This is a genomic window from Mycobacterium sp. NGS39, assembly GCF_059812765.1.
Genome location: NZ_JCALDH010000007.1, coordinates 139,755 through 153,043 on the forward strand (window position 1 = coordinate 139,755; position 13,289 = coordinate 153,043).

The 13,289-nt window shown below is 66.8% G+C and carries 13 protein-coding genes and 3 pseudogenes; 6 read left to right on the forward strand and 10 right to left on the reverse strand.

Annotated elements, in window-relative coordinates; translation table 11 throughout:
• The first annotated feature begins 14 nt into the window (after positions 1–14).
• Entirely contained in the window at positions 15–359 is a 345-nt protein-coding gene (locus tag AC5Y39_RS11855) for a DUF7882 family protein (protein WP_500018658.1), read from the forward strand.
• Here AC5Y39_RS11855 and AC5Y39_RS11860 read toward each other — a convergent pair.
• The 5 genes from AC5Y39_RS11860 to AC5Y39_RS11880 all read right to left on the reverse strand — a co-directional run bounded on the left by AC5Y39_RS11860 (position 356) and on the right by AC5Y39_RS11880 (position 5,875).
• Positions 356–871 carry a gamma carbonic anhydrase family protein gene (locus AC5Y39_RS11860; RefSeq protein WP_500018656.1) on the reverse strand — a complete coding sequence of 172 codons (516 nt, stop codon included), beginning with the start codon at positions 869–871 and terminating at the stop codon, positions 356–358. The two genes, AC5Y39_RS11855 and AC5Y39_RS11860, sit on opposite strands and share 4 nt — an antisense overlap.
• A 5-nt stretch (positions 872–876) precedes the next feature.
• Positions 877–1,665 carry a crotonase/enoyl-CoA hydratase family protein gene (locus AC5Y39_RS11865; RefSeq protein ID WP_500018654.1) on the reverse strand — a complete coding sequence of 263 codons (789 nt, stop codon included), beginning with the start codon at positions 1,663–1,665 and terminating at the stop codon, positions 877–879.
• Complete coding sequence (locus tag AC5Y39_RS11870; protein WP_500018652.1) at positions 1,662–2,807, reverse strand: thiolase family protein; 1,146 nt, start codon at positions 2,805–2,807, stop codon at positions 1,662–1,664. Before AC5Y39_RS11870 ends, AC5Y39_RS11865 begins: the two co-directional genes overlap by 4 nt.
• Before the next feature lie 67 nt (positions 2,808–2,874).
• Entirely contained in the window at positions 2,875–4,608 is a 1,734-nt protein-coding gene (locus AC5Y39_RS11875; RefSeq protein ID WP_500018651.1) for a DUF3556 domain-containing protein, read from the reverse strand.
• 22 nt (positions 4,609–4,630) lie between these two features.
• Positions 4,631–5,875, reverse strand: a complete 1,245-nt coding sequence (locus AC5Y39_RS11880) for a WS/DGAT/MGAT family O-acyltransferase (protein WP_500018649.1) — start codon at positions 5,873–5,875, stop codon at positions 4,631–4,633.
• Between the two features lie 4 nt (positions 5,876–5,879).
• Between AC5Y39_RS11880 and AC5Y39_RS11885 the strand changes: the two genes are divergently transcribed.
• Entirely contained in the window at positions 5,880–6,686 is an 807-nt protein-coding gene (locus tag AC5Y39_RS11885) for an SDR family NAD(P)-dependent oxidoreductase (protein ID WP_500018647.1), read from the forward strand.
• On the opposite strand, the gene AC5Y39_RS11890 is transcribed toward AC5Y39_RS11885, so the two are convergent.
• Together AC5Y39_RS11890 and AC5Y39_RS11895 are read right to left on the reverse strand one after the other, a co-directional pair.
• Positions 6,683–7,603: an alpha/beta fold hydrolase gene (locus tag AC5Y39_RS11890; protein ID WP_500018645.1), complete on the reverse strand. Its 921-nt coding sequence runs from the start codon at positions 7,601–7,603 to the stop codon at positions 6,683–6,685. The two genes, AC5Y39_RS11885 and AC5Y39_RS11890, sit on opposite strands and share 4 nt — an antisense overlap.
• A gap of 26 nt (positions 7,604–7,629) precedes the next feature.
• A complete protein-coding gene (locus tag AC5Y39_RS11895) occupies positions 7,630–8,103 on the reverse strand; it encodes a VOC family protein (RefSeq protein ID WP_500018643.1) in 474 nt (157 codons plus the stop codon).
• Between the two features lie 105 nt (positions 8,104–8,208).
• On the opposite strand from AC5Y39_RS11895, the gene AC5Y39_RS11900 reads away from it, so the two are divergent.
• Positions 8,209–9,060, forward strand: a complete 852-nt coding sequence (locus tag AC5Y39_RS11900; protein WP_500018641.1) for an alpha/beta fold hydrolase — start codon at positions 8,209–8,211, stop codon at positions 9,058–9,060.
• A gap of 10 nt (positions 9,061–9,070) precedes the next feature.
• Here AC5Y39_RS11900 and AC5Y39_RS11905 read toward each other — a convergent pair.
• Positions 9,071–10,442 (reverse strand): annotated as a pseudogene (locus AC5Y39_RS11905) (HNH endonuclease signature motif containing protein).
• A gap of 265 nt (positions 10,443–10,707) precedes the next feature.
• Between AC5Y39_RS11905 and AC5Y39_RS11910 the strand changes: the two are divergent.
• The 3 genes and pseudogenes from AC5Y39_RS11910 to AC5Y39_RS11920 form a co-directional block, all read left to right on the forward strand.
• Positions 10,708–11,055, forward strand: a pseudogene (locus AC5Y39_RS11910) (enoyl-CoA hydratase/isomerase family protein); the annotation flags it as partial.
• A 109-nt stretch (positions 11,056–11,164) separates the two neighbouring features.
• Positions 11,165–11,416, forward strand: a complete 252-nt coding sequence (locus AC5Y39_RS11915) for a hypothetical protein (RefSeq protein WP_500018639.1) — start codon at positions 11,165–11,167, stop codon at positions 11,414–11,416.
• A pseudogene (locus tag AC5Y39_RS11920) lies at positions 11,413–12,185 on the forward strand (SDR family NAD(P)-dependent oxidoreductase). The gene AC5Y39_RS11915 and the pseudogene AC5Y39_RS11920 overlap by 4 nt, the downstream one beginning before the upstream one ends.
• Here the strand turns inward: AC5Y39_RS11920 and AC5Y39_RS11925 are convergent.
• Positions 12,182–13,108 carry a hypothetical protein gene (locus AC5Y39_RS11925; protein WP_500018637.1) on the reverse strand — a complete coding sequence of 309 codons (927 nt, stop codon included), beginning with the start codon at positions 13,106–13,108 and terminating at the stop codon, positions 12,182–12,184. The pseudogene AC5Y39_RS11920 and the gene AC5Y39_RS11925 sit on opposite strands and share 4 nt — an antisense overlap.
• The gene (locus tag AC5Y39_RS11930) at positions 13,105–13,272 is read right to left on the reverse strand and encodes a hypothetical protein (protein ID WP_499909652.1); all 168 of its coding nucleotides are present in this window, start codon (positions 13,270–13,272) and stop codon (positions 13,105–13,107) included. The genes AC5Y39_RS11925 and AC5Y39_RS11930 overlap by 4 nt, the downstream gene beginning before the upstream one ends.
• Between the last annotated feature and the right edge of the window lie 17 nt (positions 13,273–13,289).

Below are 13,289 nucleotides of genomic sequence, written 5' to 3' on the forward strand. Positions count from 1 at the left end.
AAGGAGACGTCAGATTGGCCACGCTGCGTAGCGGAGATCGCGAGCTGCCGCTTCAGTTCACCAACCATTTCCTGGCTCATCTGCAGGCCGCGATCCATCGCCGCTTCCAGCGTGCCGGCGGCTTTTTCTTGACCGGTACGTACCGCAACGGCGACGGCAAGGAGGTGACGGTGTCGCACTGGCTGCACCCGCTCGCCGAGCTGGTGTTCGAGTACGACGTCCGTGACGACAACGGCGACCGGCTGCCTCCCGTCGAGCTGGACCACAAGGAGGTCGACGCGATCTTGGATGCGATGAGCCGGCCCGTCGGCGTGCACGACACCGGGGACGTCTGGGTGACGTTCCGGGAGAAGCTCTAAGACGCTCCGCGGTGTAACTCGGCGAGGCGTTCGTAGACCGCTGCGTTCTGCTGATTGGTGGCCACCTCGGCGTCGCTGAGCTCGCGCCGCACGCGTCCGGGCACCCCGGTCACCAGCGACCGTGGCGGAACCACCATGCCCTGCGGCACCAGTGCGCCGGCGGCGATCAGCGAGCAGGTGCCGATCACCGCGCCGTTCATGATGATCGCGCCCATGCCGACTAGCACGTGGTCTGCCACTTCACAGCCGTGGACCACCGCGTTGTGGCCGATGCTCACACCGGTCCCGATGTGCACGGGATATTCGGAGTCGACGTGGACGGTGACGCCGTCCTGGATGTTGGTGCCGGCGCCGACGTGGATCGGTTCGGCCTCGGCACGCAGCGTCGCCGAGTACCAGACGCTGGCGCGGGCGGAGACCGTCACCTGGCCGATCACCGAAGCGTTCGGCGCGACCCAGGCCTCGGGATGGATGTGCGGGGTGCGGCCTCGCACGGCCACGATCAACGGCATGCGCGCTACCTGCCCTTCCACACGGGCTGGCGCTTCTCGGCGAACGCCAGCGGCCCCTCCTTGGCGTCCTGCGACTTCATCAGCGTTCTGACTTCGTTGAACAGCCGCGCCCACTTCGGCTCTTCGTCGGTGATCACGCCGTCGTCGACGCCGTAGGCCACCCGCTTGCTCACCTGAACGGCCAGCGGCGCGTTGACGGTGATGCGCTGCGCCAGCGCCAGCGCGGCCTCCAGAGCCGTCCCGTCCGGCACGACCTCGTTGACCATGCCCCACCGCGCGGCGTCGGCCGCCGAGATCGGGTCGCCGGTGAACAACATCTCCAACGCCACCTTGCGAGGCAGGTGGTCGACGATCCGGAACACCCCGCCCGCCGCGGCGACCAGTCCCCGTTTGACCTCCGGCAGCCCGAATGTCGCGCTCTCGTCGGCCACCACCAGGTCGCTGGCGAGCGCGATCTCGGTGCCGCCGCCGAGGGCGGTGCCGTTGACGGCCGCGATCGTCGGCTTGTCGACGACGTGGTGGACGTAGCCGGCGAAGCCCCATTCGCCGTGCTCGGGGTGGTACAGGTTCTCGCGGCGGGCGATGGCCTTGAGGTCCGCTCCGGCGCAGAACGACGTGTCCCCTGCGCCGGTGATCACCACCGCCCACACGTCGGGGTCGTTGTCGGCGTGTTCCAGCGCATCTCCGACCGCGGTGCTCACTGCCCCGTTGACCGCATTGCGGGCTTCGGGGCGGTTGATCGTGATCACCTCGACGTTGCCGCGACGCTCGACGAGCGCCGCAGGCTCGCTCACAGAAGTTCCACGATGGTGGCGTTGGCCTGGCCGCCGCCCTCGCACATGGTCTGCAGGCCGTAGCGAATTCCCTTGTCGCGCATGTGATGAACCATCGTGGTCATGATCCGGGCGCCCGACCCGCCGAGCGGGTGGCCCAGCGCGATCGCGCCGCCGTTGGGGTTGAGGTTCTTCTCGTCGGCACCGATGTCGTGCAGCCAGGCCAGCGGAACCGGCGCGAACGCCTCGTTGACCTCGAACACGCCGATGTCATTGATGCTCAGCCCGGACTTCTTGAGCGCCTTCTGCGTCGCGGGGATCGGCGCGGTCAGCATGATCACCGGGTCGGCACCGGCCAAGACGGCGGTGTGGATCTTCGCAATAGGCTTGAGCCCCAACGATTTCGCCTTCTCGTCGGTGGTGATCAGCACTGCGGCCGCGCCGTCGGAGATCTGCGACGAGTTGCCGGCGTGGATCACGCCGTCCTCTTTGAACGCGGGCTTCAGTTGCGCCATCTTCTCCATCGGGGTGCCGCGCCTGATGCCCTCGTCCTTGAGCACGGGGTTGCCGTCCTGGTCCTTGATCGGGGTGATCTGGTCGTCGAACGCGCCGGAATCCTGTGCAGCAGCGGCCTTTTCGTGCGACCCGAGCGAGAACTCGTCGAGCTGGGTGCGGTCGAAGCCCCACCGTTGAGCAATCATCTCCGCGCCGATCCCCTGGTTCGGGTGCACGCCGTAGCGGTCCATGAACGCCTGCGGGAACGGGTTGCCGCCGCCGGCCAGAGAGGCGCCCATCGGGACTCGCGACATCGACTCGACGCCGCCGGCCACCACGACGTCGTAGTGCCCGGCAACCACACCGGCCGCGGCGAAGTGGATCGACTGCTGGCTGGACCCACACTGGCGGTCCACGGTCACGCCGGTCACGCTCTCCGGCCATCCTGCCGCGAGCAGCGACGTGCGCGCGATGTCCATGCTCTGCTCGCCGGCCTGCATCACACAGCCCCAGATGACGTCGTCGACGATCTCGGGATCCACCCCGGCGCGCTGAACCAGCGCGTTGAGGACCTGCGCGGACAAATCGGCGGGATGCACACCCGACAACCCGCCGTTGCGCTTGCCGATCGGCGACCGTACCGCTTCGACGATGACGGCTTCAGCCATGAGCTTCTCCTTCGAAAGTTGACGTGTGTCGATTGTCAACCAGGCTGCGAAGGCGGTTGCGGCGGGGTCACTTCCTGCTTGCCGACGCCCCCGTCGAGGACTCGTCGACGTGCACGGGCACGTCGTCATCCCACGGCTGTCGGACGACCATGTCGGCGACTCTGACGTAACCCCGTTCGAACTCCCCGGTGGCCGCGTCGACCAGCCGGTACCGCTGCGTCTGCGTGTGAATGGGCTGGGCGTCCAGCAGTACGACCCGCACCTCGCCGGGTTCGAAGTGGCATCGCTTTTGCATGGCCGCGATCAGCTGCTCGTTGTGCATGTGGCCGTCGCCGAAGTTCCAGCCGATCGCGGTGCTGCAGATGCGCTCACCGTCGGTGATCAGGTAGTCGTCCTCGTTCTGTCCGGCCATCGCCCGGTGCGCGAGCGTGAACAATGCGCGGCCGTGAGTGTTGAAGCCCCGGAACGCATATCCCATGTAGATCGGGATCTGCGCGGCCTCGGGGCTGCCGTAGAACCGCTCCAGCTGCTTCTGCGGCATGCTGGCGATCGCCACCAGCCCGCGTTCGATCTTCTCGGCCGCCGACGGCTTGAGGCACCACAGCGACGTGTCCCAGTTGCCGGCGTAGTAGCGCATACCGGGCAAGAACGAGATCTTGCGCGGAAACAGGTTGCCCAGAGCCACCGTTGCGGCCAGCACCACGAACAAAAGGGCAACGGGGACAGGGTTTTTCACGTCGCCCAGACCGACGTCGGCGTGGGCGACGAACAGGCTGAGAACCCCGAAGATCATGAAGACGTTCCACTCCAGCGGCACACCCATCGGGATCGCAGACAGGATGCCGAAGTGGAAGCACACCATCACGAACGCTGCGATGGCCGTCGGCCAGCCGCCGTGGGAGAAGAACAGCACCAGGGGCACCAGCATCTCGATCGCGGTACTCACGTGTGCGATCACCCGCGATACCCGCCCCGGCCGCAGGTCGTCGGGGAAGTGCTCGAAGAATCTGCGCTTCATCGACTTGGCGCGGATCAGCGGGTTGTTCGACATCATCGTCGAGATCACGAACGGGAAGTGCTTGTTGAGCTTGCTGGTCGCCGCGCCGATCCAGATCACGAGGAAGACGAGCTTGGAGGCGACGATCATGTCGTCGCCCGCGAACAGGAAGGTCACCGCGAAGCTTGCGTACACCTCGCCGCGGGCGGCCAGAAAGATCACCTTGTCGCGCAGGCCCGCGACGGCCAGAAGCCCGAGGATCACGGCGATCTGCCATGTCGGCAGCAGTCCCGGCACGCCGCCGGTGCCGTCGGACAGCAGCGCCCACAGCAGCATCACCAGAAGCGCTGCGTAGAGCAGCACGTCGACCGGTGTGCGGCTATCGCCCTTGGTGAACGGCACCCTATTGGGCCAGGGGGGCAGCCGAATGGTCTTCGGCCGCAACCAGTACAGGATCGAGCCCATCGGCGGGAAGAAGCGGTTGTTCAGCGGCCCGAAGCCGCAGCCCAGTCCTACCACTTCGAACAGCATCGTGTAGAGCACGACCTTCTGGAAGACGATCGGCTCCGACCACCACGCACCCACGTTGGTGAACCCGTCGATGCCCTTGGTGGCCAGCGCGAACAGCCAGCCGCCGAGAATGTACAGCAGGATCTTGACCACGTAGAACAGGTGCATTGCGACGGGTGTGCCGAAGCCCACCTCGGCCCAGTGCCGAGCCATCGGCCGGATCTTTTCGCTGCGGGTGCCCTTGCTCCATTCCTCGAAGTCGACCACGGGCAGTTCCGGTTTCAGAAATCCCATGAGGCAGAATTTAGAACGTGTTCTAGTGTTGCGGCAATGCCATCGACAGCCTGTTCACGTACTCGTCGAGGTCCAATCCGGCGGCGCGGATACTGATCGCAATTGTGTCGCCGATGCCGTGCACCCCGTGGGTCAGGCTCATCATCGGTGACAACGCCGGGTAACCGGCGGTGAGCAGCACAGGCCGCCCGCCGAAGGTCAGGTCGGCTGCGCCGCGGTTGACGCTGGAAACCACGGTGTTGCCGACGACGACGGGCGAGCGGATGTCCGCATCGAATTGGCCGACGCCCCAGCGCAACAACACGGCGGGAACGGCTTCCAGCGCGGCGTCGCCTGCGGCGAACGCTGGATGTCGGGCGCGGCGCCGACGATCGTCGAGGTCTGCGGCGATCCTCGTCGCGCGGCTGGCCCGCGGCAGCTCTGGGTACAGCCCGACGCCGACATTGCCGAAGTGGTTGTTCGCGTAGCGCACGCCGGGTTTGGCCATCGGCACCTCGGCGCCCAGGGTCGACGGGTCCTCGCCGCGGTCACGCAGGTAGGCGGAGAGCGCCTCGGACACCGCCGAGAGGACCGCGCTGGTGACGGTAGGAGCCAACTCACCGCGGAGCCGGGTGAAGGTGCGGATCGCCGGTGTGCCTTCAGGCTTGCGGTTGACACTCAACGCGGGCCGCGGTGGTGGCGGCGGCGCGACGAGGCCCGCGGCGGTGTCACGGTCAAGCTGGCGTCGCGCGCGGGCGGCAGCGGGAGCGCGGGTCAGCAGACATCCTCGGCGCCGTCGGGTGACGGGGGGCACGGCGTGGCAGGATCGCCCGAACAGCACGGCTGCAAGGGCAGACGAGCGCACGCCGTCGCCCAGCGCGTGACCCATCTGGACCACCGCGACCGTCGACGCCATCGAGGCACCTGGCACGCCCGGCACCGGGCGAAACACGTGCAGCCGCCACGCGGTGTCGCGAGGGTCGAGCTGGTGGCGGCCCAGTTCGGCAACCGCGTCCAGGCAGTGCTGCCAGCTGACGGCCGCGCCGTGGACCACCACCTGCTCGGCGGTGACGTCGCCCGCGACCCATCTGGGATATGTCAGCCGGCAGCTGTCGTCGACGCGCAGCCTCAGGTCGGGACAGCCGTTGGCGCGCCGAATGGATTGCGCCACGGCGGTTTCCAGATCGGCTGGCTCGCCGTCGAACGCGTACAGCAGAAACTGGTCGTTGGGAATTTTGGCCGACATCCAGTAGACCTGCGCGTCGGTGGCGGTCAGGGCTACGGTCATACGAATGACTCTTCCAGCACCCGCAGAACGCAGCGCCGCGCTGGTCACCGGCGCGTCGTCAGGAATCGGTGAGGCGATCGCCCGCGAGCTGTCGCGGCGTGGACATCGCGTCGTCTTGGTGGCCCGGCGCGCCGCGGAGCTGGAGGCACTCGCCGGCGAACTGGACACACCGGCGCATCCGCTGCCCGCCGACCTGTCGGATCGCACCGAGCGAGCTGGGCTGCCGGACCGGGTCGCCGCGCTGGGCCTGAAGGTCGACATCCTGGTCAACAGCGCCGGGTTGGCGACGGTGGGGCCGATCGCGAAAGCCGTTGCGGAGAAGGAACTCAACGTGGTCGAGGTCGATGTGGCCGCGGTCGTCGACCTCTGTTGCCGGTTCGTGCCGGGCATGGTGCAGCGGCGCCGGGGTGCCGTGCTGAACGTGGCGTCGGCCGGCGCGTTCGCTCCGGTGCCCGGTCAGGCGTCGTACGGCGCGGCGAACGCGTTTGTGTTGTCCTACACCGACGCGTTGCGTGGCGAGCTGCGCGGCACCGGGGTGAGCGCGACGACGTTGTGCCCGGGGCCGGTGAAGACCGGCTTCGGGGAGGCCGCCGGAATTCCCGACGAAGAGGCCGAGGCGGCGCTGCCGCGGGTGATGTGGAAGACCGCCGAGGAGGTGGCACTCGCCGGCATCGACGGCCTGGCGGCGGGCAAGGGTGTGGTGGTGCCGGGGGTGGCGAACCGGGCCGCCGCGTTGCTTCCGCGTTTTGCGCCGCGCGAACTGATCGTGGGCTTGGTGGCTCGCCAGCACCCAGGCCTGAAGGGCTCTTAGCTCTCAGCGGGACCGATGAAGTCGACGATGCGGCCCGCCACGATGTCGGGTTGTTCGAGTTGCAGGAAATGACCGGCATCGTCGACGACGTGTGCGGCGCTGCCTGGCGGCAAGATCCGTTGCGCCCATTCGGTATACGCGGAGGTAGCGCAGCCGTCGTCTCTACCGTGCAGGTAGAGGGTGGGCAGCGTCGGCGCCTCGAGCCAGTACCGATGCAACTCGGCGTACTGCTCCGGTGGCCGGGTGTTGCGGACGGTGGCGCGGTAGGGGCCCAGCGCGGCGCGCCAACTCTCGGGGGTGCCGATCGCCGCGTCGACATGGCGCAGGTCTTCCTCGGCGCGATAGCCCGGCGACCATTGCCGCCACAGGCGACGCGGCACCCAAGACGCCGAGCGCTCAGGAAGCAGCGGCAGCTGGAAATACATGATGTACCAGCTGCGGGCCAGCTGACGCGGTAGCTGCGCGGCCAGTCGCCCGGCCTGCGGAATGCGGCCGAGCGGCTGGAACGATGCCGGCGGCGGCACCGACATGACGACGGCCTTGGCGAATGGGCTGTCCGGCATCGCAGCCAGTCCCACGCCGGCGATCGCGCCCCAGTCATGGCCGATGACCACGTCACGCCCGGTCGGGCCTAACGCGTCGAGGACACGCAACGCGTCGTCCATGAGTGCGCCGACGTGGTAGCTGCCGTCGGACGGGATCGTCGATGGTGCGTACCCCCGCATGAACGGGGCGACCACCCGCCAGCCGGCCGCCGTGAGCTTCGGCGCGATTTTGCGCCAGCCATGCGCGGTGTCGGGGAAACCGTGAAGGCACAATGCAATTGGCGCGTCAGCGGCCCCTTGGCGAGGACTCCACGCAAGCCCGCGCAGCGTTACCGTCGGCGCGTCGACCTCGACCCAGCCGGGCTCACCCATGGCGGCAGCTTAACGGGGCCGCCGGATCAGGCGTCGGCGGCAGCAGCCTCCAATTCGGCGATCACGATCTTGCGCATGCCGAGCATCGCCTTGGTGGCGGCCGTGGCGCGAGCCGGGTCCGGATCGTTGACCAATTCGAAGAGCCGGTCAGGCACGATCTGCCAACTCAAACCGAAGCGGTCTTTCAACCACCCGCACTGCGACTCCTGGCCACCGTCGACGAGCCGGTCCCAGTAGTAGTCGACCTCCTCCTGGTTCCTGCAGTGCACCATGAACGACACCGCCTCGGTGAAGGAGAAGACCGGCCCACCGTTGAGGCCGGTGAAGCGGGTGCCGTCGAGCACGAATGTGCCGGACGCCACCTGGCCGGGAGTACCAGGACCCGCCTCGGTATAGCGGTCGAAGCCCTCGATTCTGGAGTTCGGGAACACGGACGTGTAGAACTGGGCGGCCTCCTCGAGGTTGTCGTCGAACCACAGGCACGGGGTGATGGACGGCATGGCGTTCTCCTCCTCTGGTCACTGGTATCGACTGCCACCGTCACCCAAACTCATCGCGGCAGACGTCCACGAGACCGTCGATCTTGGGTCGGCTACCGTGACCCGATGAGCAGCACACCTCAGACGGTGACCTACTGCGGCGTCAACGACGTGACGCTGGTCGCCGACGAGTGGAACCACAACGCGTCCTTTGACGGGCGGCCCTCGATTCTGATGCTCCACGGCGGCGGGCAGAACCGATTCTCTTGGAAGAGCACCGGTCAGGTGTTGGCCGACAAGGGTTTTCATGTCGTCGCGCTGGATTCCCGTGGACATGGGGACAGTGATCGCGCGCCCGGTGCCGACTACGCACTCGAGACGCTGTGCGGCGACGTGCTGCGCGTCATCGACGCCATCGACCGGCCCGTCGCGTTGATCGGCGCCAGCATGGGCGGGCTGACCGGCATTCTTGCTGCCCATGCCGCCGGGCCGGCGACGGTGAGCAAGCTTGTGCTCGTCGACGTGGTGCCGCGGTTCGAGAAGAGCGGCAGTGCCCGCATCCGCGACTTCATGTTCAGCCATGTGCACGGCTTCGACTCCCTGGAGCAAGCTGCCGATGCGGTCGCGGCATATCTGCCACACCGGACGCGGCCGCGCAATCCGGAGGGTTTGAAGAAGAACCTGCGCCAACGCAACGGCCGTTGGTATTGGCACTGGGACCCGAAGCTGCTGACCAAGCCGGAGGACGATCCGCATCTGCGTGTCGAGAAACTCGAAAGCGCGGCGATCGACCTTCGCATTCCGATTCTGCTGATCCGCGGCAAGCTGTCCGACGTGGTCAGCGTCGAGGGAGTCAAAAACTTCCTCGAAAAGGTACCTACTGCTGAATTCGTCGAACTTTCCGACGCCGGTCACACCGCAGCGGGAGACGACAACGACGCTTTTACCGACGCGGTCGTGCAGTTCGTCACCCGCTGACGAAAAGCACTCAGCCACAATCTTTTTCGTCGTCTTCGTCGTCGTCGAACATGCGGTCGGGGTGGAAGTAGGTGTTGGTGTGGGGCTGGCCGTGATCGAGGTCTGGGGGTGGGATCCATTCGGTGGTGCCGTCGGCGCGTTTTCGGGTGGTCCAGCCGGTGGTGGCGTCGCGGTTGTGGGGTCCGCAGGACAGGGTCAGGTTATCGATGTCGAGGGGGCGCCGGTGGCCCAGTCGCGCAGGTGGTGGATTTGACACCAATAGGCCGGTACGTCGCAGCCCGGGTGGGTGCAGCCGCGCTCTAAGGCGTAGAGCAGCAGGCGTTGTTCGGGGGTGCCCAGGCGGGTGGTGCGGCCCTTGTAGAGCTGCACCCGCCTGGCCTGGTCGAACACGAGTAGATAGTGGTAGGCGTGGGCAGCCATGCGGATCAGGTCGGTGACCGGCAGCCAGCTGCCTGAGCCGGTGTGGGCCTTGCCGGCTCGACGTTGGAGGTCGTCGAGCGCGACGGTGGCGGTAATGGTGACCGGCAGGCCCTGATGCGAACCCAACTCACCCGACATCAACGTCGAGCGCACCATCGCGGCGAGCGCGTCGTGGTTGCGCTGGGCGGCGCTGCGCTCATCGGCGCTGACCGCTTCTGCCGCGGGCTGGCCGTCGACGGTCGTAGTGGGGTCGGCGGGGTTACAGGCGCCGGGGGCCGCCCATTTGGCCAGCACGGCGTCCAGGCCGGCGCGCAGCTGCGGGTCGAGCCAGCCGGTGATTTTGGACATGCCATCGGGGGCTTGCGGCGAAATAGTGATGGCGCGGCGGCGGGCGCGGTGCTCGTCGGAGTAGTCGCCGTCGGGGTTGAGCACGTCGGTGTAGTGGTCGGCGGCGCGTTGCAGTTCGTCAGGGCGATGGCGGGTGGCGATGGCGGCCAGTCGCGCTTCGGCTGTGGCGCGGGTGGGTTCGTCGATCGAGCACGGCAGCTGCGCCAGAAACGTCCGGATGATCTTCACATGCTCGGCGCTGATGGTTCCGGCGCTCTGGGCGGCCGCGGTCGCCGCCAGCTTCGGCGGCAGCGGTTCACCGGTCAGCGCGCTCCGCGGTGCGAGGTCGACCGCGTCGTCGATGCGGCGCGCCGCCTCGCGCCGATAGATCCGCAGCCGGTCGGCCAGCACTTGGGCAGGCGCCCGCCGAGTTCGCCGGACGAGGCGTGGGTCAGCTCGGCGAGCAGTTCACGCTCGAGGGCCGGCAGGCGTCGGCGCCAGCGTTCGTGACGCTCCAACAGCGCCACCCGCTCGGCGGTGGACAAGCCGTCGCGGTCGAGCGCGGTGATGGCCTCCAGCGCGGCATCCACGGCGTCATAGACGGCCACCGCCGCCTCGAACGCGATCGAATTCATACCCCGAATCTAGAGACACCCACTGACAAGCATTGCCCGCCAATACGTTTCACGCCGACTTATCCACAACAACCGGACCCATCCACAAATAAAGCAACCGACCTTGACAAGAACCGACGACCGGCTTATTGAGCGCGCCGCTAGCCCGAACGCTCGGCGCCTCTAGATTACGAATGTGAACCTCGTCCTGACCGACCAACCGACGCCGGACCTCGCCGTCGTCACGCTCAACAATCCCGATCGTCTCAACGCACTCAGCATGGAGATGGTGTCGCAACTGCACGCCACGCTCGACGGCCTCGCCGAATCCGACACCAGGGTGGTGATACTGACCGGCGCCGGCCGCGGCTTCTGCTCCGGCCTGGACCTGTCGCAGCCCGCCGTCGCACCGACCGCGGCAACGAGAACCGGCCCTGCGGCCGGCATGCGTACGCAAGAATTCGCCTCATTGGTGCCTAAAGTGATGGGCATTCCCCAGCCCGTGATCGCCGCCGTCAACGGTGCTGCCGTTGGAGGTGGCCTCGGCATCGCCGCCGCGTGCGACTTCCGCATCGCCGCGCGCAGCGCGATGTTCTGCACCCAGTTCATCAAGCTCGGCCTGTCCGGCTGCGACATCGGTGTCAGCTACACGCTGCCCAAGCTCATCGGCACCACCCGCGCGGCCGAAATGACTCTTCACCGCAAAGAAAGTCGATGGCGAAGAGGCCGAGCGCATCGGTCTCGTGTCCGAAGTGGTCGACGACGAGCACTTACTGAGTCGCGCACGCGAGATCGCCGACACCTTGTTGTCCTTCAGCCCGTTCGGACTGGAAATGACCAAGCAGGTGTTCCGCGCCAACCAAGACGCCGCCAACGTCGAAGCCGCCATCGAGCTGGAAAACCGTACCCAAATTCTTGCGGCGACTCACGTTTTGGCCGCCACAGGCCATACGTTCTCCGATGCTGTAGGTAAACCATCGAAAGACATGTCATGAACGCCGACGAACTGCGTGACCTGTTCGATCTGACCGGCCGCACTGCGATCATCACCGGCGGAACCCGCGGAATAGGCTTCGCTCGCACAGGGCCACCTTGCCGCAGGCGCGAACGTCGTCATCACCGGCCGGTCCGCGCAACGCTGCGAAGATGCCCGCCAGGCGTTGGAAGTAGACGCACCGGGACGGGTCGCAGCCGTCGCCGCGCACATGGGTGACCTCGATCACGTGAAAAGCCTTGTCCAGCAGGCTGTAAGCGCATTCGGCGGCATCGACATACTCGTCAACAACGCTGCGACGTCTTTGCTGCAGCAGTTCGGCGAGATCACCCCGGAGGCATGGCACAAATCCCTATCCGTCAATGTCACCGGTCCGCTGTTTCTGGTGCAGGAGGCACTTCCTCATCTGGCGCATAGCGAACACGCGGCGATCGTCAATCTGATTTCGCCGGCTGCATTCCTCTTTTCGGGCAACATGCCGCTTTATGCGGCCGGGAAGGCGGCGATGGCTCGCACTGACTCGGTCGATGGCGGCAGCTTTTGCGCGGCAGGGGATCCGGGTCAATGCGCTGGCCCCCGGGCCAGTGGACACGCAGATGATGCGTAACAACCCGCAGGAGTTCATCGACGCGACGGCCAACGAGACGCTGCTGAGGCGCCTCGCCGATCCAGATGAAATGGTCGGGCCTGCACTGCTTCTCACCTCAGACGCCGGAAGTTACATCACTGGCCAGGTGCTGCTTGCCGACGGCGGCATGGTGACTCACTAAGCCAGCAGCGGCACGGTGTCCAGCCGGGCGTCGGTCAGGATCTCGAACATGGCCCGCCGGGCGGCGACGAGTTCGGCAGAGCCGACTCGTAGCCGGCACGTCGAGACCGCAGAGTTGTAGCAGTACTTCGTCTTTTCGTTCGTGTCCATGTAGTTGAGTCCGATCACATCCCGCGGCTCGGCGGTGATGGACCCCTGCAGCACCACGTCGTCGACTCGGGCCGAGAACCGCCACGCGAACGGCCGGTATTCACCTGTTGTGCGCCGCGCTGCCACAAGCGACCGGACAGCGAGCTCGCGCCCGTCATGCCGCAACACCAGCAGGGTTGTCGGCGGCAGGGTCACCGGGCCGAGTCCTGCACGGGCAGTGGCGATTTCGAACGACGACGACGGCGCGGTGTCGAAACCGCACACCTGGCCGTACGCATATGCGGGCGTGTGGCGCCGGCCCCAATTGTGGTTGACACTGCCCGTCCAGCCGTTCAGATCGATGCGCAGATCGTCGACTGTGACATGCCCGTCGAAACGCGCCAACGGGGCGCGGACTGATGTCTTCGCGGACGGGAAGCGCGCCGAATACTGGCGTTCTGTCAACAGTTTCACCGGCTCCCCGCCGCCTGTGATTCGCAAATCCCAGGATGCGCTGCGCGGACCGGCAATCGCGCCACGAGCGCCGTCGTCGTCGAGGAACGTGTCGCCGATCCGTACGGCCCATGGATCGGCCTGAATCGACACCTCCTCGATCGGATACGGCTGCTTCACTGCGCAATTCCCCGATCCGTCCGGGTCGAAGACCATCACCCAGACGTCCGCGCTTTCGGCGCCACTGCTTGTCAGCAGCAACGTCTCCCGCAACCAGAGCGCCTGTGCGGCAGAGGGATGGTTCGCACGGATGAAGCGACTCTCGTAGTACGGCGCCCTCACGGGGACTCGCCGCCGTCGGATTCCGCGAGCCGTTGATGCAGTCGCGCGCGAATTTCGTCGGGGGTATAGGCGTTACGGCGCCGCTGATCCCGAGCCACCAGCACCCCGCCGGCCGCCACCCCGGCGACCGCCGCCAGACCGATCCACTTCACCCACTTGCGCATTGCGCTCAGCTTATGCT

Excerpts from the sequence above, each read along its gene's own strand:
- AC5Y39_RS11860 (WP_500018656.1), bottom strand. The coding sequence starts at position 871 with ATGCCGTTGATCGTGGCCGTGCGAGGCCGCACCCCGCACATCCATCCC.
- AC5Y39_RS11870 (WP_500018652.1), bottom strand. The coding sequence starts at position 2,807 with ATGGCTGAAGCCGTCATCGTCGAAGCGGTACGGTCGCCGATCGGCAAG.
- AC5Y39_RS11875 (WP_500018651.1), bottom strand. The coding sequence starts at position 4,608 with ATGGGATTTCTGAAACCGGAACTGCCCGTGGTCGACTTCGAGGAATGG.
- AC5Y39_RS11880 (WP_500018649.1), bottom strand. The coding sequence starts at position 5,875 with ATGACCGTAGCCCTGACCGCCACCGACGCGCAGGTCTACTGGATGTCG.
- AC5Y39_RS11885 (WP_500018647.1), top strand. The coding sequence starts at position 5,880 with ATGACTCTTCCAGCACCCGCAGAACGCAGCGCCGCGCTGGTCACCGGC.
- AC5Y39_RS11890 (WP_500018645.1), bottom strand. The coding sequence starts at position 7,603 with ATGGGTGAGCCCGGCTGGGTCGAGGTCGACGCGCCGACGGTAACGCTG.
- AC5Y39_RS11895 (WP_500018643.1), bottom strand. The coding sequence starts at position 8,103 with ATGCCGTCCATCACCCCGTGCCTGTGGTTCGACGACAACCTCGAGGAG.
- AC5Y39_RS11900 (WP_500018641.1), top strand. The coding sequence starts at position 8,209 with ATGAGCAGCACACCTCAGACGGTGACCTACTGCGGCGTCAACGACGTG.
- AC5Y39_RS11930 (WP_499909652.1), bottom strand. The coding sequence starts at position 13,272 with ATGCGCAAGTGGGTGAAGTGGATCGGTCTGGCGGCGGTCGCCGGGGTG.